This is a genomic window from Streptomyces sp. NPDC101227 (genome assembly GCF_044767545.1).
Lineage (GTDB): Bacteria > Actinomycetota > Actinomycetes > Streptomycetales > Streptomycetaceae > Streptomyces.
In genome coordinates this window covers 34,786-55,475 of sequence record NZ_JBIWOD010000019.1, presented here as the reverse complement: position 1 = coordinate 55,475, position 20,690 = coordinate 34,786, and the positions used below count along the sequence as shown (strand labels likewise).

20 protein-coding genes are annotated in these 20,690 nt (G+C 71.2%); 14 read left to right on the top strand and 6 right to left on the bottom strand.

What is annotated here, in order from left to right; genetic code table 11:
• Positions 1-42: 42 nt before the first annotated feature.
• The gene (locus ACIRPT_RS33150; RefSeq protein WP_403833973.1) at positions 43-684 is read right to left on the bottom strand and encodes a HEAT repeat domain-containing protein; all 642 of its coding nucleotides are present in this window, start codon (positions 682-684) and stop codon (positions 43-45) included.
• 396 nt (positions 685-1,080) lie between these two features.
• Between ACIRPT_RS33150 and ACIRPT_RS33145 the strand changes: the two genes are divergently transcribed.
• The 9 genes from ACIRPT_RS33145 (at position 1,081) to pssA (ending at position 12,014) form a co-directional block, all read left to right on the top strand.
• Positions 1,081-2,901 carry a 3-hydroxyacyl-CoA dehydrogenase family protein gene (locus tag ACIRPT_RS33145; protein ID WP_403833971.1) on the top strand — a complete coding sequence of 607 codons (1,821 nt, stop codon included), beginning with the start codon at positions 1,081-1,083 and terminating at the stop codon, positions 2,899-2,901.
• A 142-nt stretch (positions 2,902-3,043) separates the two neighbouring features.
• A complete protein-coding gene (locus tag ACIRPT_RS33140) occupies positions 3,044-3,847 on the top strand; it encodes a TetR family transcriptional regulator (protein WP_403833968.1) in 804 nt (267 codons plus the stop codon).
• Between the two features lie 401 nt (positions 3,848-4,248).
• Positions 4,249-5,586, top strand: a complete 1,338-nt coding sequence (ccrA, locus tag ACIRPT_RS33135) for a crotonyl-CoA carboxylase/reductase (protein ID WP_403833965.1) — start codon at positions 4,249-4,251, stop codon at positions 5,584-5,586.
• Between the two features lie 50 nt (positions 5,587-5,636).
• A complete protein-coding gene (locus ACIRPT_RS33130; RefSeq protein ID WP_403833963.1) occupies positions 5,637-7,649 on the top strand; it encodes a protein meaA in 2,013 nt (670 codons plus the stop codon).
• Complete coding sequence (locus tag ACIRPT_RS33125; protein ID WP_403497402.1) at positions 7,646-8,608, top strand: HpcH/HpaI aldolase/citrate lyase family protein; 963 nt, start codon at positions 7,646-7,648, stop codon at positions 8,606-8,608. Before ACIRPT_RS33130 ends, ACIRPT_RS33125 begins: the two co-directional genes overlap by 4 nt.
• Positions 8,609-8,613: 5 nt before the next feature.
• On the top strand, positions 8,614-9,138 hold the full coding sequence (locus ACIRPT_RS33120; protein WP_403498642.1) for a MaoC family dehydratase: 525 nt from the start codon (positions 8,614-8,616) through the stop codon (positions 9,136-9,138).
• 5 nt (positions 9,139-9,143) lie between these two features.
• Positions 9,144-10,349, top strand: coding sequence for an acyl-CoA dehydrogenase family protein (locus ACIRPT_RS33115; RefSeq protein WP_403497400.1), 1,206 nt, complete (start codon positions 9,144-9,146; stop codon positions 10,347-10,349).
• Positions 10,350-10,519: 170 nt separating this feature from the next.
• Positions 10,520-11,167 (top strand): phosphatidylserine decarboxylase, encoded by a 648-nt coding sequence (locus ACIRPT_RS33110; RefSeq protein ID WP_403833961.1) that lies wholly within the window; start codon positions 10,520-10,522, stop codon positions 11,165-11,167.
• Positions 11,154-12,014 (top strand): CDP-diacylglycerol--serine O-phosphatidyltransferase, encoded by an 861-nt coding sequence (pssA, locus tag ACIRPT_RS33105; RefSeq protein WP_403833958.1) that lies wholly within the window; start codon positions 11,154-11,156, stop codon positions 12,012-12,014. Before ACIRPT_RS33110 ends, pssA begins: the two co-directional genes overlap by 14 nt.
• 79 nt (positions 12,015-12,093) lie before the next feature.
• Here pssA and ACIRPT_RS33100 read toward each other — a convergent pair whose 3' ends face one another.
• The gene (locus ACIRPT_RS33100; protein ID WP_403834209.1) at positions 12,094-13,218 is read right to left on the bottom strand and encodes a glycerate kinase; all 1,125 of its coding nucleotides are present in this window, start codon (positions 13,216-13,218) and stop codon (positions 12,094-12,096) included.
• A 183-nt stretch (positions 13,219-13,401) separates the two neighbouring features.
• Between ACIRPT_RS33100 and ACIRPT_RS33095 the strand changes: the two genes are divergently transcribed.
• The 4 genes from ACIRPT_RS33095 (at position 13,402) to ACIRPT_RS33080 (ending at position 15,785) form a co-directional block, all read left to right on the top strand.
• Positions 13,402-13,908, top strand: coding sequence for an NUDIX domain-containing protein (locus tag ACIRPT_RS33095; RefSeq protein WP_403834207.1), 507 nt, complete (start codon positions 13,402-13,404; stop codon positions 13,906-13,908).
• A gap of 45 nt (positions 13,909-13,953) precedes the next feature.
• On the top strand, positions 13,954-14,781 hold the full coding sequence (locus ACIRPT_RS33090) for a DUF4037 domain-containing protein (RefSeq protein WP_403833956.1): 828 nt from the start codon (positions 13,954-13,956) through the stop codon (positions 14,779-14,781).
• A gap of 153 nt (positions 14,782-14,934) precedes the next feature.
• The gene (locus ACIRPT_RS33085; RefSeq protein ID WP_403833954.1) at positions 14,935-15,372 is read left to right on the top strand and encodes a hypothetical protein; all 438 of its coding nucleotides are present in this window, start codon (positions 14,935-14,937) and stop codon (positions 15,370-15,372) included.
• Between the two features lie 104 nt (positions 15,373-15,476).
• Positions 15,477-15,785 carry a hypothetical protein gene (locus tag ACIRPT_RS33080; RefSeq protein WP_403833952.1) on the top strand — a complete coding sequence of 103 codons (309 nt, stop codon included), beginning with the start codon at positions 15,477-15,479 and terminating at the stop codon, positions 15,783-15,785.
• Positions 15,786-15,854: 69 nt separating this feature from the next.
• Here the strand turns inward: ACIRPT_RS33080 and ACIRPT_RS33075 are convergent, their stop codons facing one another.
• The 4 genes from ACIRPT_RS33075 to ACIRPT_RS33060 all read right to left on the bottom strand — a co-directional run bounded on the left by ACIRPT_RS33075 (position 15,855) and on the right by ACIRPT_RS33060 (position 19,934).
• On the bottom strand, positions 15,855-16,403 hold the full coding sequence (locus tag ACIRPT_RS33075; protein ID WP_403833950.1) for a methylated-DNA--[protein]-cysteine S-methyltransferase: 549 nt from the start codon (positions 16,401-16,403) through the stop codon (positions 15,855-15,857).
• A gap of 10 nt (positions 16,404-16,413) precedes the next feature.
• On the bottom strand, positions 16,414-17,889 hold the full coding sequence (locus ACIRPT_RS33070) for an AlkA N-terminal domain-containing protein (RefSeq protein WP_403833948.1): 1,476 nt from the start codon (positions 17,887-17,889) through the stop codon (positions 16,414-16,416).
• 101 nt (positions 17,890-17,990) lie between these two features.
• Positions 17,991-18,956, bottom strand: coding sequence for a prolyl aminopeptidase (gene pip / locus ACIRPT_RS33065; protein WP_403833946.1), 966 nt, complete (start codon positions 18,954-18,956; stop codon positions 17,991-17,993).
• Between the two features lie 138 nt (positions 18,957-19,094).
• Positions 19,095-19,934 (bottom strand): DUF1963 domain-containing protein, encoded by an 840-nt coding sequence (locus ACIRPT_RS33060; protein ID WP_403833944.1) that lies wholly within the window; start codon positions 19,932-19,934, stop codon positions 19,095-19,097.
• Between the two features lie 151 nt (positions 19,935-20,085).
• Here ACIRPT_RS33060 and ACIRPT_RS33055 point away from each other — a divergent pair, with 151 nt between their 5' ends.
• Entirely contained in the window at positions 20,086-20,574 is a 489-nt protein-coding gene (locus ACIRPT_RS33055; RefSeq protein WP_403833942.1) for a peptidylprolyl isomerase, read from the top strand.
• Positions 20,575-20,690 lie beyond the last annotated feature (116 nt).

Sequence of the window (20,690 nt, the reverse complement as noted above, 5' to 3'; positions counted from 1 at the left end):
CCCCAGCGGCAAGGTCAAGTCCCGGCCTTCCGGCCGTCGCGCTCAGCCGCCGGCGGCGTCGCCCGGCCGGCCCTCCGTCGCGTCCTCGTGCACCCCCAGCCGCGCCAGCGAGGCCGCCGCGGCCGCCGCCAGGCGGGGGTGCGGGAGGGCGGCGGTGAGCGCAGGGACCGCGCGGCGGTCGCCCAGGGCGCCCAGGCCCTCGACGCAGGCGAGGGCCACCCGCCAGTACGGGTTGTTGGGGGTGAGCAGGCGGTCCAGGGTCGAGATCAGGGCCGGTACGGACTGCGGGGCGCGGAGTTCGGCGAGGAGCCGGACGGGGTGCAGGGCGTAGGCGGTGCGCAGCGGGTTGGTGGCGAGGGCCGCCGCGGCGCGGGCGGTGCGGGGGTCGCCCAGGCGGCCCAGGGCGTGCGCGGCGGTGGCGCAGCGGACCGGTTCGCGGTAGTTCAGCAGCAGCACCAGCGTCTCGAAGGCGCGTTTGTCGCCGGCGCAGCCGAGGATGAAGGCCGCGATCTCCCGGGCCCACAGGGGGCGCTCCACGGCGACCAGCATCCGGGCCAGTTCCTCGCGTCCGGCCGCGGTGTTCTTCCGGGCAAGTCCGAGCAGCCGCTCGTAGGCGACCAGATCCTGTGGGGAGCGGAGCTCGGCCCGCACCCGGTCCGTCAACTCGTGGAATTCGTCTTCCATTTGACGCTTCCCTCCCGCCGGGCCTCCCCGGTTCCGCGGACGTGGCCTGCGCCACAGCCTAATGACCCGCACTACCCCTGGCGCTCTGGTTACCCACCGGTTAACCTGCTGGAACGAGCAGCACCCCTGCTCGGGCGGCCGGTGACGCAGCCGCCAGTAAGTGAAGTCGGTTCGGCACCGCACCAGCACGACAGTTTCAGGTAGCACACGGCACGGCCCCGGGACAGGGCCTGCCTCGGCTCCCTCTCCGCCGGCGCTCCCGCAGCGTTGCGGCTTTCGCGGCCCACCCGCCGTATCCCTCAAGCCGCTGCGCGCTGCATACGGTCGCGTCCGTGCGGCACCCCTCAGTCGTCACTTCTCCCCTGCCCTCAGGGGAACACCCTCTGGAGTCTCGCGATGGGCCCTTCGTCCACCCCTGATCTCTCAACCGACGTTTCCCCTCTGTCCCTTTCGACCGTGGCCGTGGTCGGGCTCGGCACCATGGGCACCGGCATCGCCGAGGTGCTGACCCGGGCCGGCCGCGAGGTCATCGGCATCGACACCGACGAGGCCGCGGCCCGGCACGCCGTCGCCGCCCTCGAGGCCGCCACCGCACGCGCCGTGCAGCGCGAGCGGATCACCGAGCGCGAGCGGCAGGACATCCTGGCCCGGTTCCGTACCTTCTCCGATCTGCAGGCCGCCGCGGACGCCGATCTCGTCATCGAGGTGGTGCCCGAGGACTACGAGCTCAAGCGGCAGGTCGTCACGGCGCTGGACGCCGTCGTCCGCCCGGACGCCATCCTCGCCACCGGCACCAACGCGCTGTCGGTGACCCGGCTGGCCGCCGACTCGCAGCGCCCGGAGCGGGTGCTCGGTCTGCACTTCTTCAACCCCGCGCCGGCCATGAAGCTGGTCGAGGTGGTCTCTTCGGTGCTCACCGCGCCGACGGCGGTCGCCGCCGTGACGCAGCTCGCCCGCGAGCTGGGCAAGGACCCCATCGCGGTGGGCGACCGCCCCGGCTTCGTCGCCGACGGCCTGCTCTTCGGCTACCTCAACCAGGCCGCCGCGATGTACGAGTCCAAGTACGCCACCCGCGAGGACATCGACGCCGCGATGCGGCTGGGCTGCGGGCTGCCGATGGGTCCGCTCGCCCTCCTCGACCTGATCGGTGTGGACACCGCCCGCACGGTCCTGGAGGCGATGTACGCCGAATCCCGCGACCGGCTGCACGCCCCCGCGCCGATCCTGGGACAGCTGGCCGAGGCCGGGCTGACCGGCCGCAAGGCGGGCCGCGGCTTCTACACGTACGAGGCGCCGGACAGCGCCACGGTCGTGCCGGATGCGGAGAGCCCCTCGGCGGCCGGTGACCAGGCCTCGGGCCGCACCGTCCGCTCCGTCGGCGTCGCCGGGTCCGGGACGATGGCGAGCGGCATCGCCGAGGTCTTCGCCAAGGCCGGTTTCGAGGTCGTGCTGGCCGCCCGCAGCCTGGAGAAGGCGGAGACGGCGAAGGCCCGGATCGCCAAGTCGCTGGGCCGCTCCGTGGACAAGGGCCGGCTGAGCGCCGAGGCGCGGGATGCCGCCCTCGCGGCCGTCACCCCGGCCGGCTCCCTCGACGCCTTCGCGGACGTGGACCTGGCGGTCGAGGCGGTGGCCGAGGACCTCGAGATCAAGCAGCAGCTCTTCGCCACGCTGGACAAGGTCTGCAAGCCGGGCGCGGTGCTCGCCACGACCACCTCGTCCCTGCCGGTGGTGGCCTGTGCGCGCGCCACCTCCCGTCCGCAGGACGTCATCGGCATGCACTTCTTCAACCCGGCCCCGGCCATGAAGCTGGTCGAGGTGGTCCGTACGGTCCTGACGGCCGACGATGTGCACGCCACCGTCCGCGCGGTCTGCGCCAAGGTCCGCAAGCACGCCGTGGACTGCGGCGACCGCGCCGGCTTCATCGTCAACGCGCTGCTCTTCCCGTACCTGAACAACGCGATCAAGATGGTCCAGGAGCACTACGCCTCCCTGGACGACATCGACGCCGCCATGAAGCTGGGCGGCGGCTACCCGATGGGCCCGTTCGAACTCCTCGATGTCGTCGGCCTGGATGTCTCCCTGGCCATCGAGAAGGTGCTGCACGCCGAGTTCCGCGACCCCGGGCTCGCCCCGGCGCCGCTGCTGGAGCATCTGGTCGCGGCGGGCTGCCTCGGCCGCAAGACCGGCCGCGGCTTCCGTGAGTACGCCAAGCGCTGACGGGCGGGGGCGCCCCCGGCCGCGCGCCGGGGGCACGTGGGGCGGACTGCTGGATCCTCGGTCCGGCGGTCCGTCCCAGGTCACGGGGGCGCGACCGGCACTCGATGCCGCAGGCCGAGTAGATATGCAGTACCGTCCCCACATGTCCCAGCCCGCTCGTACGCCGACTTCCGACGCAACCGACGCCAGCACTCCCGGCACTCGCCGCGCGGCCGCTCAACGGCTCAAAATGCGCCGCGAACTGTCGGCGGCGGCAATGGAACTGTTTGCGACCAAGGGCTACGAGGCGACCACGGTCGACGAGATCGCGGCCGCCGCGGGGGTCGCCCGCCGCACGTTCTTCCGCCACTTCCGCTCCAAGGAAGAGGCGATCTTCCCCGACCACGACGACACCCTCGTGCGCGCCGAGGCCGTCCTGGACGCCGCGCCGCCGCACGAGCACCCCCTCGACACGGTCTGCCGCGGCATCAAGGAGGTCATGCGGATGTACGCGGCCGCCCCGGCCGTCTCCGTCGCCCGCTACCGCCTCACCCGCGAGGTCCCCACGCTGCGCGAGGCCGAGATCGCCTCGGTCGCCCGCTACGAGCGCCTCTTCACCCGTTATCTTCTGGGCCACTTCGACGAGGGCGCCCACCGCGAGGGCGACGACGACCCGCTGCTCGCCGAGGTCGCCGCCTCGGCCGTGGTCACCGCGCACAATCACGTGCTGCGGCGCTGGCTGCGCGCGGGCGCCGGGGGGGACGTCGAGACCCAGCTGGACCACGCCTTCGAGATCGTGCGGGAGACCTTCGGCACGGGTATCGGCGCGGGGCGCACGGCCACCGGGGAGAGCGCCCCGCCGGCGAAGGTGTCGCGGGAGGGCGAGGTGCTGGTTGCGGTCGCCCGTACGGATGCGCCGCTGGACGAGGTCATGCGGACCATTGAGCGGGCGCTGAAGAAGCGCTGAGAGGGGGCGGGGGCTGCGGCCCCCGCGTGGCCAGGGCGGCACCGGGCGGACTCGACCGGGTGCCGTCCTTTTTTTCGTGCATATGAACGATCATCGCTCATCTCGCTCATCTGAACCCCGTGCCACTCAACCGAGAAATTCATGGCACTCAGTGTCTTGTCAGATGGCACGCGGTGTCATACGTTATGAGTGTCCAGGCGACCGGCACACAGCACACCCCGTGTACCGGCTGTCCCAGCACCCCTTCGCGGCTGCCCGCCCGGACGCCTGCGTCACAGGCATCAACACCCGCGCCCACCGGCGCACTTGCCACACCGGCCGAACCGACGGCACCACCTGAGCACCACCCCCGACGTTCCCTCAAGCCGTTTCCTCGACGCGCGCTTCGCCGGAGGCACCCCGTGAACGAAATCCTGGACGCGATCCTCGCGCCCGACACCACCCGCGACGACTTCGCCGCGCTGACCATCCCCGAGTCCTACCGCGCGGTGACCGTGCACAAGGACGAGGCCGAGATGTTCGCCGGCGTCCCCAGCAAGGAGAAGGACCCGCGCAAGTCGCTGCACCTCGACGAGGTGCCGGTGCCCGAGCTGGGGCCCGGTGAGGCCCTGGTGGCCGTGATGGCCTCCTCCGTGAACTACAACAGCGTCTGGACCTCGATCTTCGAGCCCGTGTCGACGTTCGGGTTCCTGGAGCGCTACGGCAAGCTCTCCCCGCTCACCAAGCGGCACGACCTGCCGTACCACGTCATCGGTTCCGACCTGGCCGGCGTGGTCCTGCGCACCGGTCCGGGCGTCAACTCCTGGCACCCCGGCGACGAGGTCGTCGCGCACTGTCTGTCCGTCGAGCTGGAGTCCTCCGACGGCCACAACGACACCATGCTCGACCCCGAGCAGCGGATCTGGGGCTTCGAGACCAACTTCGGCGGCCTCGCCGAGATAGCCCTGGTCAAGTCCAACCAGCTGATGCCCAAGCCCAACCACCTGAGCTGGGAGGAGGCGGCGGCGCCCGGTCTGGTCAACTCGACCGCGTACCGCCAGCTGGTCTCCCGCAACGGCGCCGGCATGAAGCAGGGCGACAACGTCCTGATCTGGGGCGCCAGCGGCGGCCTCGGCTCGTACGCCACCCAGTTCGCGCTGGCCGGCGGCGCCAACCCGATCTGCGTGGTCTCCAGCGACCAGAAGGCGGAGATCTGCCGGAAGATGGGCGCCGAGGCGATCATCGACCGCAACGCCGAGGGCTACAAGTTCTGGAAGGACGAGCGCACCCAGGACCCGAAGGAGTGGAAGCGCTTCGGCAAGCGCATCCGCGAATTCACCGGCGGCGAGGACATCGACATCGTCTTCGAGCACCCCGGCCGCGAGACCTTCGGCGCGAGCGTCTACGTCACCCGCAAGGGCGGCACCATCACCACCTGCGCCTCGACCTCGGGCTACATGCACGAGTACGACAACCGCTACCTGTGGATGTCGCTGAAGCGGATCATCGGCTCGCACTTCGCGAACTACCGCGAGGCGTGGGAGGCCAACCGCCTGATCGCCAAGGGCAAGATCCACCCGACGCTCTCGAAGACGTACTCCCTCGAGGAGACCGGGCAGGCGGCGTACGACGTGCACCGCAACCTGCACCAGGGCAAGGTCGGCGTGCTGGCGCTGGCGCCCGAGGAGGGCATGGGCGTGCGCGACGAGGAGATGCGCGCCAAGCACCTCGACGCCATCAACCGTTTCCGCAACGTCTGACGCCACGAGCGTCGAAGCCAGCGTCTGAACGACGAAGATACGGGTCACACATGACTGAGCGTCAGAAGGATCGTCCGTGGCTGATGCGGACGTACGCCGGGCACTCCACCGCCGAGGCGTCCAATGAGCTGTACCGGCGCAACCTCGCCAAGGGCCAGACCGGCCTGTCGGTCGCGTTCGACCTCCCGACGCAGACCGGTTACGACCCCGACCACATCCTCGCCCGCGGCGAGGTCGGCCGGGTCGGGGTCCCGGTCTCCCATCTCGGCGACATGCGGCGGCTGTTCCAGGACATACCCCTGGACCAGATGAACACGTCGATGACCATCAACGCGACGGCCATGTGGCTGCTGGCGCTGTACGAGGTGGTCGCCGAGGAGCAGGGCGCCGACATCAGCAAGCTGTCGGGGACGACGCAGAACGACATCGTGAAGGAATACCTCTCACGCGGGACGCACGTCTTCCCACCGGGGCCTTCGCTGCGGCTGACCACCGACATGATCACGTACACGGTGGCGCACATCCCGAAGTGGAACCCGATCAACATCTGCAGCTACCACCTGCAGGAGGCCGGGGCCACACCGGTGCAGGAGATCGCGTACGCGATGTCCACCGCCATCGCGGTGCTGGACGCGGTGCGCGACTCCGGCCAGGTGCCGCCGGAGAAGTTCGGCGATGTCGTGGCCCGTATCTCGTTCTTCGTGAACGCCGGCGTCCGCTTCGTCGAGGAGATGTGCAAGATGCGCGCCTTCGGCCGCATCTGGGACAAGGTGACCCGCGAGCGCTACGGCATCGAGAACGCCAAGCAGCGCCGCTTCCGCTACGGCGTCCAGGTCAACTCCCTGGGCCTGACCGAGGCGCAGCCGGAGAACAACGTCCAGCGGATCGTGCTGGAGATGCTGGCGGTGACGCTGTCCAAGGACGCGCGCGCCCGCGCCGTCCAGCTCCCCGCCTGGAACGAGGCGCTGGGGCTTCCCCGGCCCTGGGACCAGCAGTGGTCGCTGCGCATCCAGCAGGTGCTGGCGCACGAGAGCGATCTGCTGGAGTACGAGGACATCTTCGCGGGATCGCATGTCATCGAGGCCAAGGTGGACGCCCTCGTGGACGAGTGCCTGGCCGAGATCGACCGGATCCAGGAGATGGGCGGCGCGATGGCCGCCGTCGAGTCCGGCTACCTCAAGTCGCAGCTGGTCTCCTCGCACGCCGAGCGCCGGGCCCGCATCGAGGCCGGCGAGGAGAAGATCGTCGGCGTCAACTGCTACGAGTCCACCGAGCCGAATCCGCTCACCGCGGACCTGGACACCGCCATCATGACCGTCGATCCGGCCAACGAGGCGCGGGTCGTCCAGGCGCTGCACGACTGGCGGGACAACCGGGACGAGGCGCGCGCCCAGGAGGCGCTGTCGGCACTGAAGAAGACCGCGGCGGGCGACGGCAACCTCTTCGCGGCGACCCTGGAGTGCGCGCGCGCCGGTGTGACGACCGGCGAGTGGTCCTGGGCGCTGCGGGACGTCTTCGGTGAGTTCCGGGCGCCCACCGGCGTCTCCGGCGCGCCGCTCGCCGTCACGGCCGAGGCGGGCACCCCGCTCGCGCTGGTCCGCGAGAAGGTCGCCAAAACGGCGGCCGACCTCGGCAGCGGCAAGCTGCGCCTGCTGGTCGGCAAGCCCGGCCTGGACGGGCACAGCAACGGCGCCGAGCAGATCGCCGTACGGGCCCGGGACGCCGGCTTCGAGGTGGTCTACCAGGGCATCCGGCTGACGCCGGAGCAGATCGTCTCGGCGGCCGTCGCCGAGGACGTGCACTGCGTGGGGCTGTCGATCCTCTCCGGTTCGCATGCCGAGCTGGTGCCGGACGTACTGACCCGGCTGCGCCGTACCGGCGTGGACGACGTTCCCGTCATCGTCGGCGGCATCATCCCCTCCGCCGACGCCACCGCGCTCCGGGAAGCCGGTGTGGCGGCGGTCTTCACACCCAAGGACTTCGGTATCACGGAGATCATCGGCCGCATCGTCGACGAGATCCGGAAAGCGAACAAGCTCGACCCTCTGGAGGTCCCCGCATGACCCAGGTGAACCGTCTGCGGCCCCGCCGCTCCTGTCTGGCGGTCCCCGGCAGCAACCCCCGCTTTCTGGAGAAGGCCCAGGGCCTGCCCGCCGACCAGGTCTTCCTCGACCTGGAGGACGCCTGCGCGCCGCTCGCCAAGGAAGGCGCCCGGCACAACATCGTCGACGCGCTGAACACGGGCGACTGGACCGGCAAGACGCGGGTCGTGCGGGTCAACGACTGGACGACGCACTGGACCTACCGGGACGTCATCACGGTCGTCGAGGGCGCGGGCCCCAACCTCGACTGCATCATGCTGCCGAAGGTGCAGGACGCGCAGCAGATCGTGGCGCTGGACCTGCTGCTGACCCAGATCGAGAAGACGATGGGCTTCGAGGTCGGCAAGATCGGCATCGAGGCGCAGATCGAGAACGCCAAGGGCCTGGTGAACGTCGATGACATCGCCGCCGCCTCACCGCGGCTGGAGACCATCATCTTCGGCCCGGCCGACTTCATGGCGTCCATCAACATGAAGTCCCTGGTGGTCGGCGAGCAGCCCCCGGGCTACCCGGCGGACGCCTACCACTACATCCTGATGCGGATCCTGATGGCGGCGCGTACGCACGACCTCCAGGCCATCGACGGTCCCTACCTCCAGATCAAGAACGTCGACGGCTACCGTGAGGTCGCCGGGCGCGCCGCGGCCCTCGGCTTCGACGGCAAGTGGGTGCTGCACCCCGGTCAGGTCGACGCCGCCAACGAGGTCTTCTCGCCCTCGCAGGAGGATTACGACCACGCCGAGCTGATCCTGGACGCCTACGAGTGGTGCACCTCGGAGGCGGGCGGCAAGAAGGGGTCGGCGATGCTCGGCGACGAGATGATTGACGAGGCGAGCCGGAAGATGGCGCTGGTGATCGCCGGCAAGGGCCGGGCCGCCGGCATGACCCGTACGTCCAAGTTCGAGGCCCCGGAGGCGTAAGCGCGATGCAGTTCGGCCGTACCTATGAAGAGTTCGTCGTCGGCGATGTGTACAAGCACTGGCCGGGGAAAACCGTCACGGAATACGACGACCACCTCTTTTGTCTGCTCACGATGAATCATCACCCGCTGCACATGGACAGCAACTACGCGGAGCAGACCACCGACTTCGGAAAGAATGTCGTCGTCGGTAACTACATCTACTCGCTGCTGCTGGGCATGTCGGTACCGGATGTCTCCGGAAAGGCGATCGCCAATCTGGAGATCGAGTCGCTGAAGCATGTGGCGCCGACGTTCCACGGCGACACGATCTACGGCGAGACGACGGTGCTCGACAAGACGCCGTCGAAGTCCAAGTCGGACCGCGGGATCGTCTATGTCGAGACCAAGGGCTACAAGCAGGACGGCACGCTGGTCTGCGTCTTCCGGCGCAAGGTGATGGTCCCCACCGAGACGTACATCAAGGAGCGCGGCGGCGAACAGCCCGGCCGCCCGGAGCTCAAGGCCCCGCCGGCCAAGAAGGAGAAGTGACCGTCATGAGCCGTCTTGCGCAGACAGAGGGTCTGACCGACATTCAGCGGGAGATTCTCTCCACCGTCCGCGACTTCGTGGACAAGGAGATCCTGCCGGTCGCCACCGAGCTGGAACACCGTGACGAATACCCGGCGGCGATCGTCGAGGGGCTGAAGGAGCTGGGCGTCTTCGGGCTGATGATTCCCGAGGAGTACGGCGGTCTGGGTGAGTCCCTTCTCACATACGCGCTGACCGTCGAGGAAATCGCCCGCGGCTGGATGAGCGTCTCGGGCATCATCAACACCCACTTCATCGTGGCGTACATGCTCAAGCAGCACGGCACGCAGGAGCAGAAGGACTATTTCCTGCCGAAGATGGCGGCCGGTGAAATCCGCGGCGCCTTCTCGATGTCGGAGCCGGCGCTGGGCTCGGATGTCTCGGCCATCTCCTCCAAGGGCGTGCGGGACGGCGACGATTACGTCCTCAACGGCCAGAAGATGTGGCTCACCAACGGCGGCTCGTCCACGCTCGTGGCCGTGCTGTGCCGTACGGACGAGGGTCATCCGGAGGGCACCGCGCCGCACAAGTCGATGACGACCTTCCTGGTGGAGAAGGAGGCGGGCTTCGGCGAGGTCCGCCCCGGGCTCACCATTCCGGGCAAGATCGACAAGATGGGCTACAAGGGTGTCGACACCACCGAGCTGATCATGGACGGCCTGCGCATTCCGGCCGACCGGGTGCTCGGCGGGGAGACCGGACGTGGCTTCTATCACATGATGGACGGCGTCGAGGTCGGCCGGGTCAATGTCGCCGCACGCGGCTGCGGTGTCGCGCAGCGCGCCTTCGAGCTGGGTGTTTCGTACGCCCAGCAGCGCCAGACCTTCGGCAAGCCGATCGCCCAGCATCAGGCCATCCAGTTCAAACTGGCGGAAATGGCCACAAAGGTCGAAGCGGCGCATGCAATGATGGTTAACGCCGCTCGCAAAAAGGACTCCGGCCAGCGAAACGACCTCGAAGCGGGCATGGCGAAGTACCTGGCCTCCGAGTACTGCAAGGAGGTGGTCGAAGACGCTTTCCGTATCCACGGCGGCTACGGCTTCTCCAAGGAGTACGAGATCGAGCGGCTCTACCGCGAGGCCCCGATGCTCCTGATCGGTGAAGGTACCGCCGAGATCCAGAAAATGATCATTGGTCGACGGCTACTGGAGGAGTACCGGATCCAGGGGTGAACATCCCGTTTGGGGTGTTTTCATCTAGACGAAGATCACACCCCGTCATCGTTCTTCGGCCACGGATTGGCGCTGGCTCTTGGCCAGTTGCCGCCCGCACCCGATAGCATCCCCGGAAAGCCGCCGTCCCCCGTATCCCTACGCGGCATCCTCCGCTACGAAGGTCATCCATGCCCCACAGCCAATCCTCTGCACCTCGCGGTCGCGTCCGCCTCGCGCGCGGAGCGTCGCCGTGGCTCCTCCCGACCGTGGCAACGGCAGCGGTCAGCCTGGCCCGCTCCCGTCGCTCGGGACGCTGGGCCGCCGTCGCCGTGCCCACCACCGCTCTCGCGGCGGGCATGCTGTGGTTCTTCCGCGACCCCGAGCGAGAGATCGCTCAGGGCCGTGTCATCTCTCCGGCCGACGGCGTGGTGCAGAGCATCATGCCGTGGAAGGACGGGCGCACCCGCGTCGCGATCTTCATGAGCCCGCTGAATGTCCATGTCAACCGTGCGCCGCTGGCCGGCACGGTGACGTCCGTGGAGCACATCCCCGGCGGATTCGTTCCGGCGTTCAACAAGGAGAGCGAAAACAACGAGCGGGTCATCTGGCACTTCGACACCGAGCTCGGCGACATCGAGATGGTGCAGATCGCCGGCGCGGTGGCCCGCCGCATCGTCCCCTACGTGCCCCAGGGCACCAAGGTCGAGCAGGGCGAGCGCATCGGACTGATCCGCTTCGGCTCGCGGGTCGACGTCTACCTCCCGGAGGGCGTCGAGGCGGCCGTCGAGGTCGGCCAGGCCACGACCGCGGGGGTGACTCGCCTTGACCGTGATTGATCCGGAAACACAGGCCGGCTGGGCGCCGGAGTCCGAGGAGGACGGGGATGACATGCCGCTGTCCACGCGGCTGTCAATAGCGGACACCCTCACCCTCGGTAACGCCATCTGCGGCTTCATGGCCGTGTACTTCACCACCACCGGCGTCCTCATCCCGCATCTGACCGGGACCGAGGACGGCGGCATGGCGCGGCACAGCGCCGCGGTGGCCGTGATCCTGATGCTGATGGCGTCGGTCTTCGACCTCTTCGACGGCCTGGTCGCGCGCAAGCTGCGGGCCTCGGCGATGGGGGCCGAGCTCGACAACCTCTCCGACCTGATCAGCTTCGGGCTGGCGCCGGCGTACTTCGTGGTGACCTGGGGCATGGTCGCCTCGGACGCCAACCAGCGGGTGTCGGTGGTCGCGGCGGTGGTGGTGCTGCTGGCGGTGGTGCTGCGGCTGGCACGGTTCTCCTGCGTCACCCTGCGCGACGGGATCTTCCAGGGCATGCCGAGCCCCTTCGGCGCCCTGACCGTCGTGGCGATCGTGCTGCTGGAGCTGCCGTTCCTGCCGACGCTGCTGGCGATCATCGGGGTGGCCTGGCTGATGGTGAGCCGGGTCGAGTACCCCAAGCCGCGGGGCCGGCTCGCGGTGGCGATGCTCAGCTGGATCGTGCTCAGCATGGGCATGCTCGCGGCCTGGGCGCTGGACGCTCCCGGCGGCCAGCTGCTGCTGTGGACCGGCTGCTCCCTCCAGGTGGTCCTGGGCGCGATGATCCCGCTGTTCGCGACGGCCCGGAGGGTCAACACCTTCCGCGACAACCGCCGCGAGTCACGCGCGGAGGGGCGCGCCGCGCAGCTGCCCTAGCGGGACGGATACGAGAAGGCCGAGGGCCCCGAGCGATCGATCGCTCGGGGCCCTCGGCCGTTGTCCGTGGGTCCGCGGCTCAGACCAGGAAGTCGCGGGCCAGATTCTCCGCCGCCCGCTCCAGCAGCGGGCCCGCCTCGGCCATGCAGCGGGCCGGGTCGGGCTCCAGGTCCGTCAGGGCGTAGGCGCGGCTGATGCCGGCCGCGCCGAGGGCCTCCTGGGACAGCTGAAGGCGTCCGCAGACCGCGGCGACCTCGATGCCCGCCGCACGGGCCGCGGCGGCGACACCGGCCGGCGCCTTGCCGTGCAGCGTCTGCTCGTCCAGCGAGCCCTCGCCGGTGATCACGAACGTGGCCTTCGCCAGCGCCGGCGCGAACCCGAGCACATCGAGCATCACGTCGATGCCGGGCCGGAACGCCGCGTCCAGGCCGACCAGCGCCCCGTAACCGATACCACCGGCCGCGCCCGCACCGGGCGCGAGGGCGTGCTCGGCGGCCTTGGGACCGACCGTGGCCTCCAGCACCTCGGCGAAGTGCGCCAGGGCGGCGTCCAGCGTGGCCACGTCGGCCTCGCCGGCGCCCTTCTGCGGGCCGTAGACCGCGGGGGCGCCCTTGGGGCCCGTGAGCGGGTTGTCGACGTCGCTGGCGAGCACGATGTCCGTGCCGGCCAGCCGGGGGTCGAGGCCCGACAGATCGGCCGTGACGAGGTCCGCGAGCGGGCCGCCGCCGGGGGCCACCGGCTTGCCCTGTGCGTCCAGGAACCGCGCCCCGAGCGCCGCGAGCATGCCCGCGCCGCCGTCGGTCGTCGCGCTGCCGCCGACCCCGAAGACGATCGAGGTCGCGCCCGCGTCGAGGGCCGCGAGCAGCAGCTCCCCGGTGCCGTACGTGGTGGCCGTCAGGGGCGCGAAAACGCCCTCCGGGAGGTGCTGGAGGCCGGATGCCTCCGCCATCTCCACCACGGCCGTACCGTCCTCGCGCAGCGCGAAGGTGGCCGTCACCGGCTCGCCGGTGGGGCCCATGACCCGCGCCTCATGGCGGGTGAAACCGGCCGCCAGCGCCGCGGCGACCGTGCCGTCGCCGCCGTCCGCGACCGGGATGGCCGCCACGTCCAGGTCGGGGACCACGCGCCGCAGACCGGCCGTGACGTGCTCGGCGACCGCTACGGCCGTGAGCGAACCCTTGAACTTGTCCGCGGCGATCAGCACCTGTCCGGTGTGTGTCCTTGCTGCGTCCGCCACCGTGTTTCCCCTTGCTTTCGTACTGGCAGTCGCGCCGCTGTGACCTTATCCGCCGAGAGGCCCCGCGAACAGGGCATCTCGATCCCTAGGACGCGGCCCGCATCCTTCGGCGGCGCCGCCACCACCCTCTAGGCTCGCGCCGTGACGACCATGGATTACGCCACCTATATCGCCGGCCTGCCCCGCGTCCTGTCGGGTGCGGGTGCCCTCTTCCGTGACGCCGAGGGCCGCATCCTGCTGGTGGAGCCCAACTACCGCGACACCTGGATCCTGCCCGGCGGGACGATCGAATCGGATTCCGGCGAGTCGCCCCGCCAGGCCGCCCGCCGCGAGACCGCCGAGGAGATCGGCCTGGATGTCGAGCTGGGCGCGCTGCTCGCCGTCGACTGGGTGCGCGGGGCGGGGCGGCCGCCGCTGGTGTCGTACCTCTTCGACGGCGGGGTGCTGGACGAGGATCGGCTCGCCGCGATCCGTCTCCAGGAGGAGGAGCTGCTGTCCTGGCGCCTGGTGCACTGGGACGAGGCCGAGACGATGGTCAGTGCCGGGATGCGGCTGCGGATCCGCGCCGCGCTGGACGCGCTGGCCGACGGGCGCGGGCCGGCGGAGCTGGAGGACGGGATGTCGCCGGAGGGGGCCGCGCGGCCCGGCGCCGCGTAAAAAACGCCGTGGTGCGGGGAGTGCGGGCGGTCCTAGTGTGGCGCCATGGACGATCTTCAGCGCATGACGGACATCGCCTCAAGGGCCGTGCGGGTCCCGGGAGTTGTGGGGGTGATGCTCGGCGGGAGCCGGGCGCGGGGGACGCACCGGGCGGACTCCGACTGGGATCTCGGGGTGTACTACCGCGGCGAGCTCGATCTGGCGGCGCTGGAGTCGCTGGCCGCCGCGGTGACCGGCGGCCCCGTGGAGGTGTTCGGGCCGGGTGGCTGGGGCGCGTGGGTGAACGGCGGGGCCTGGCTCGTACTGCCCGACGGCAGCCATGTGGACTGGATCCTGCGGGACGTGGACCGCGTGCGGCGGGTGTGGCAGGAGTGCCGCGCCGGCCGCTACGAGACCGGGATGCAGGCCGGTCATCCGCTGGGCTTCTGGTCCCCCGCGTATCCGGGCGAGGTGGCGCTGGGGCAGGTGCTCGCCGACACCGACGGCGAGCTGGCGCGGCTCAAGGAGGAGACCCGGCACTACCCCGAGACGCTGCGCACATCGCTGACCGGCGGCGCGCTGTGGGACGCGGGATTCTCGGCGTCGATGGCGGCCAAGTCGTGCGGGTCCGGCGACGCGCTGCACGCGTCCTTGTGCCTGTCCCGGGCCGTCGGCGACCTCGTCCAGGCGCTGCACGCGCACCACGGCATCTGGTGCCTCAACGAAAAGGGCGCCCTCGCGGCGGCCGCCGCCCTCCCCGCCACGCCGTCCGGCTTCGCCGCCCGCGCCACCGCCCTGCTCGGCCAACTCGGCGGTACGCCTGAGGAGTTGCGGCGGTCGTTGACGGAGGCGGAGCGGCTGGTGGCGGACGTGCGGGCGGCCGTCGGCGACTGACGCGGAGCCGCCGCCCGCGGGCAACTGGGCGACGTGGGGACAGATGCGCGAAGACATGCCCGGATCGGGTGGAAATATCGCCTCTTTTGGCCTCTCTATGGCATCCGGAGCAGTTCCTGGGGAATCCCTCGCGAAGAGCGTGGGGAGAAGCGCATGCGCGACACCGTCGGCCGTGGCCGCTCCGCGGATGCGGGCGGCGTGCGCGGTCTGCTGCTCTTCGCCGTGCTGACGCTGCTGCAGGCCGCGCTCCTCATCGGCGCCTGCCATCTGCCGTCCTCCCAGGCGAACCACTGTCTCGCCCACGCCCCCACCGCCGGCACGTCGACCATGTCCGTGGCGCACTGCGTCGGCGACGCGCCCGAGCTGACGTCGGCCGGCGGCCGGAAACACCATCCGGGCAGCGGCGCCCGGCGCGGCAGCGAGGCGTCCGCATGCCCACTGCGCCACCAGGCCCCCACGGGCACCTGCGGCAAGGCCGTCGGGGACACGCCCCTGCGCGCCGTTGCCGCGGCCTCGGGGGGCGCCTCTCCCGGTGCCGTTCACGCCGTCGTCGGCCAACCTCCCGAGCGGACGGTCGTCCTGCGCTGCTGAGGCGGCCCGGCCGATGCGTTCGCCCGCCTTTTCCCGCCCTCGGGTGAGGGGCGACCTCGGCCTGCCGTCATCAGGTCCCCACCTTTTCAGCGCAGGAGTTCGGCATGCCCCTCGACGTCTTCGCCGCTCTCGGCGCGCTCGTACGCGCCGAAGCCGCACGCAGCGGAAAGAACCCCACAGGAAAGAAGGCCGCAGGAAAGAGCCCCGCGGGAGTGACCCGCACCGGAAAGCCCGCCATTCCCAGGCCCGCCGGCGAACCCGCGCCGGAGCACGCCGGCGTTCCCGTGCCGGCGGGCCCGGAGGGGGTGCCGGCCGGCTCGGCCGCTCCCCCGGGCCCGCCCGTCGCCCGCGGGAGCCGCCTGTTCCGGGCACTGCGGCGGGTGGTGCGGAAGCTGACCGCGATCTTCCGTTAGCCGGTCCGGCGGCGGACCGGACCGGCCGGGTCTTCGGGCCCGGCCGGTCGTCCACGCCCTGGCTCCGTGTCAGCCGCACTCCTCCACCGGGAACAGCGCGCTCTCCGTACGCTCGAAGTCCAGCAGTCGGCGCTTGCGGTCCAGGCCGCCGCCGTAGCCGGTGAGGCTGCCGTTGGCGCCCACGACGCGATGGCACGGCACGATGATGCCGACCGGATTCCGGCCGTTGGCCAGGCCGACCGCGCGGGCCGCCGTCGGGGCACCGAGCCGCTCGGCGAGCCGCCCGTAGCTGACCGTCTCGCCGTACGGGATGGTGCACAGCGCGGCCCAGACGCGCCGCTGGAAGGGCGTGCCGCGCAGCGCGAGGGGGAGGTCGAAGGTGGTCAACTCGCCGCGGAAGTAGGCCCGGAGCTGGGTGATGGTCTCGGCGAACGGTGGGTCGTCCGGGTCCGCGGGGGTGCCGAAGGCCTCCTGGGGCGGGCGGTGGCGCTGGTCGGTCATGTAGAGGCCGGTGAGGGCGTCGCCGAGGGCGACAAGGGTGAGCGGGCCCACCGGGGTGTCTGCCAGGACGGTGTGGGTGAGCGGGGCGGCCTGCTGGTCAGGCGTGTGAACGGTCATGGCGGTGGGCTCAGTTCGTGGGGAGACGGTTGATGGGGTGGTCGTCGGTCGCCCAGAGGTACTGGACGGCGTAGGCGCGCCAGGGGCGCCAGACGGACGAGTGGCGGATGAGGGCCGCCGGGGTGGCGGGCAGCCCGAGGCCGGCGGCGGCCCGGCGCAGGCCGAGGTCGGTCGGTGTGAAGGCATCTGGGTCGCCGAGCGCCCGCATGGCGACGACCTCCACGGTCCAGGGGCCGATGCCGGGCAGCGCCGCGAGGTGGGCGCGGGCCGCCTCCCGGTCGGTGCCGACGCCGAGCTGCAGCGCGCCGGAGGCGAGGGCGTCGATGAGGCCGGTGAGGGTGGCCCGGCGGGTGCGCGGCATCGCCAGGGATCCGGGGTCGAGCGCGGAGAGCGCGGCGGCGGACGGAAAGAGGTGGGTGAGGCCGCCGCCCGGGTCGTCGATCTTCTCGCCGTGCGCGACGACCAGCCGCCCGGCGTGTGTACGGGCCGCGGCGGTGGAGACCTGCTGGCCCAGTACGGCCCGGACCGCGAACTCGTCTGCGTCGACGGTACGCGGCACCCGGCGGCCGGGTGCCTTGTCGACCAGCTTGGCCAGCTGCGGGTCCGCGCGGAGCACCCCGTCGACGGCCTCCGGGTCCGCGTCGAGGTCCAGCATCCGCCGGCAGCGGGCGATGGCGCCCGCGAGATCGCGCAGGTCGGTGAGCGCGAGGCGGCAGTCGATGTGTTCAGGGCGGGGCGACAGGGCGACGATGCCGTGGCCATAGGGCAGGCTCAGGGTGCGACGGTAGGCGCCGTCGCACCACTCCTCGACGCCGGGGACGGCGGTGGCCGCGAGGTGCCCGAAGAGGTTGTCCGGGTTCAGCGGCCGACGGAACGGCAGCCGCAGCGTGAGGGTGCCGGGCACCGCTGCGGTCTCGCCGCCGGGCCGGGCGCGCTCGCGCAGCTCGGTCGGGGAGAGCGCGAAGACCTCCCGTACGGTCTCGTTGAAGGTGCGGATGCTGGCGAACCCGGCGGCGAAGGCGACGTCGGCCATCGGCACCGCGGTGGTTTCCACCAGCAGCCGGGCGGTCTGGGCGCGCTGCGCGCGGGCCAGTGCGAGCGGTCCCGCGCCGAGTTCGGCCAGCAGCTGGCGCTCGATCTGGCGGGTGCTGTAGCCGAGGCGGGCGGCGAGTCCGGGGACTCCCTCGCGGTCGACGACGCCGTCGGCGATCAGCCGCATCGCCCGCGCGACCAGGTCGGCGCGCTCGTCCCACTGCGGCGACCCCGGGCTGGCGTCCGGGCGGCACCGTTTGCAGGCCCGGAAGCCGGATTGCTGCGCGGCCGCGGCGCTCGGGTAGAAGCGCATGTTCTCGGGCTTGGGCGGCACGACGGGGCAGCTGGGCCGGCAGTAGATTCCGGTCGTGAGCACGGCGGTGTAGAACCAGCCGTCGAAGCGGGCGTCCTTGGACTGCACGGCGCGCAGACAGCGCTCGGTGTCGGTGTGCATGCCTTCAAGGATTGCTCAGCCGGTGGGGCCTGGCTGGCGAGAATCCGACATCAGCGTCGGACTACCAGGGCCGGTACGGGCCCCGGTCTCACCCGGTACGGCTACGGGCCCTCACCGGCGAACCGGTCGAGCGCCCCGATCACCTCCGACGCCATCGACTCGCTGCCCTTGTGCCCCGCGTCGTCGATCACGATCAGCCGCGCTTCGGGCCAGGCACGCGCCAGCTGCCAGGCGGTGTCGAGTGGGCTGCCGATGTCGTGCCGGCCGTGGATGAGCACCCCCGGGATGCCCGCGAGCCGACCGGCGTCCCGAAGGAGCGCGCCCTCCTCGAGCCATGCCCCGTGCGAGAAGTAGTGCGCGCAGATCCGGACCAGGGCCAGCCGGGCCGCGGACGGCCGGTCGCCGTAGGGGTGGGCCGCGCCGTTCGGCTCCAGCGAGAGCACCGCGTCCTCCCAGGCGCACCAGTCGGCGGTGGCCTTCTCCCGTACGGCGGGGTCGGGGTCCTCCGTCAGACGCGCGTACGCCGCCACGATGTCCCCGTCCCGGCTCACCCCGGGCGCCCCGGCGGCGAAGCGTTCCCATTCCTCGGGGAAGAAGCGCCCGACGCCCCGGTAGAGCCAGTCGGTCTCCGAGCGGCGGGTGGTGGTGACGCCGGGGATGACGACCTCCGAGACCCGGTCCGGGTGGCGCTGTGCGTACGCCAGGATCAGCGTCGACCCCCATGACCCGCCGAACAGCAGCCAGCGGTCGATGCCCAGGTGCTTGCGCAACTGCTCGATGTCCGCCAGCAGATGAGCCGTGGTGTTGTGCCGCATATCGGTGGCGGGATCGCTCGCGTGCGGGGTGCTGCGGCCGCAGCCACGCTGGTCGAAGAGCACGATCCGATAGCGGTCGGGGTCGAAATACCGGCGCGCCCGGGGCCCGCATCCCGAACCCGGCCCGCCGTGGACGACGAGCGCGGGTTTGCCGTACGGATTGCCGCAGGCCTCCCAGTGGACGAGGTTGCCGTCGCCGACGTCCAGCATGCCCGTCTCGTACGGTTCGATCGGTGGGTAGTGCTCGGGCATGGTGTGGTCCCTCTCTCACTCGGTTACGCGGTCCGGCCCGGCAGGGAAGGCCTGGTTCGGGAACTCCCGATGGTGAACTGACGGGCAGCCGGCCGGCGCACGCCCGCGGGGACCGGGGGCGGCCGGGCCGCCCGGTGGTCACCAGATGTCCGGGGTCGGGACCGCCCGGCTGAAGTCGCCGGCCCGCAGCGCCTCGGTGGGTATGGACCAGTGCATCCAGCCGCCGTCGCCGCCGAGGTACCACTCGTCCTGTCCGGACAGCTGGAGCAGGTGGTGGTAGAGGTTCGGGTCGTCGCCGGACGGCAGTACCGGCGAGCTTCCCGTCGGGAATCCCGGGCGGCCGAAGGCGATGTCCTCGGAGTCGAGCGCGCCCGGCCGTTGTGACCACTCGGTGAGCAGGCCCTCGATGTGCATGCCGGGCATGGCTCGGGCCATGTGGTCGGCCTCGGGTCCCAGGTCGAGGGTGTCCCAGGCCGGGTCCCAGGTGTCGGGGAAGGCGAAGCCCGGCGACGCCGCCCACGCGACCGGCGCGAAGACGCTCGACCGGGCCGGCGGTGGCGTCTCGACGGCCTGCCCGGAGCGGGCCGCGATCACCTTCCCCACCTGCGGGTCGTCGCTGTGGAGCGCGAGCGACAGCGCGGCCGCGGCGGGGTCGCACTGCGGGGAGTCGCTGTCGAGGGCGAAGAAGTTGAGCAGGCCCGTCCCGGCCGGGAGGAGGTCACCGAGCCAGGGGGCCAGGGCATCGGTGTCGAGGACGGCGAGCAGGCTGAGCGGAAGGCCCGCACAGGTCGGCCAGGGCGTGCCCGGCTCGAGCAGCGCCCGGCCGCCGAATCGGCTGTGCCCGGCGGCCTCGCCCCCTCCGGCCTTGGTGAGCGAGAAACCGGGCCGGGCGAGGTCGACGCAGCGGGCGGCGAGTTCCGCGCCGAGCCGTTCGGCGCAGAAGCTCCGCAGGGCGGTGAGTGTGGCTGCCGGGTCCATGCGGGCATTCAAACAGCCGCCTCTGACAGTGGGGCCGGGCCGCCTCCGCGCCGACGGAGAAGCACCCGGTCCGCGGCCCGGCCCCCGCCCCGGGCGCGCGAATGGGGCAGCCTGTTTTCCCGCACGGGGGAAGGGATGTGAGGATGCCGTCATGAGCAACGTGTTTTTCGACATCACCATCAATGACCAGCCCGCAGGGCGCATCGTCTTCAAGCTGTACGACGACGTCGTACCCAAGACCGCCAAGAACTTCCGGGAGCTCGCCACGGGCGAGCACGGCTTCGGCTACGAGGGCTCCGGCTTCCACCGGGTCATCCCCGCCTTCATGCTGCAGGGCGGCGACTTCACCCGCGGTGACGGCACCGGCGGCAAGAGCATCTACGGCGAGAAGTTCGCCGACGAGAACTTCCAGCTGAAGCACACCAAGCCGGGCCTGCTGTCCATGGCCAACGCCGGAAAGAACACCAACGGCTCGCAGTTCTTCATCACCACCGTCGTCACGGAGTGGCTGGACGGCAAGCACGTCGTCTTCGGCGAGGTCGTCGAGGGCATGGACGTCGTGAAGGCGGTCGAGAAGGAGGGCTCGTCCAGCGGCAAGACCCGGTCGACGATCAAGATCGCGAAGTCCGGCATCGTCTAAGCACCATCGCGCCGGTTCCTCCGCCACCGCCTCGGCCCGGCGGAGGACCGGCGCCCTCGGCTGTGCCCGTTCCGCTCCCCTGCCCCGCGGGTGGGGTCGAGCCGGCGCGTACGGGC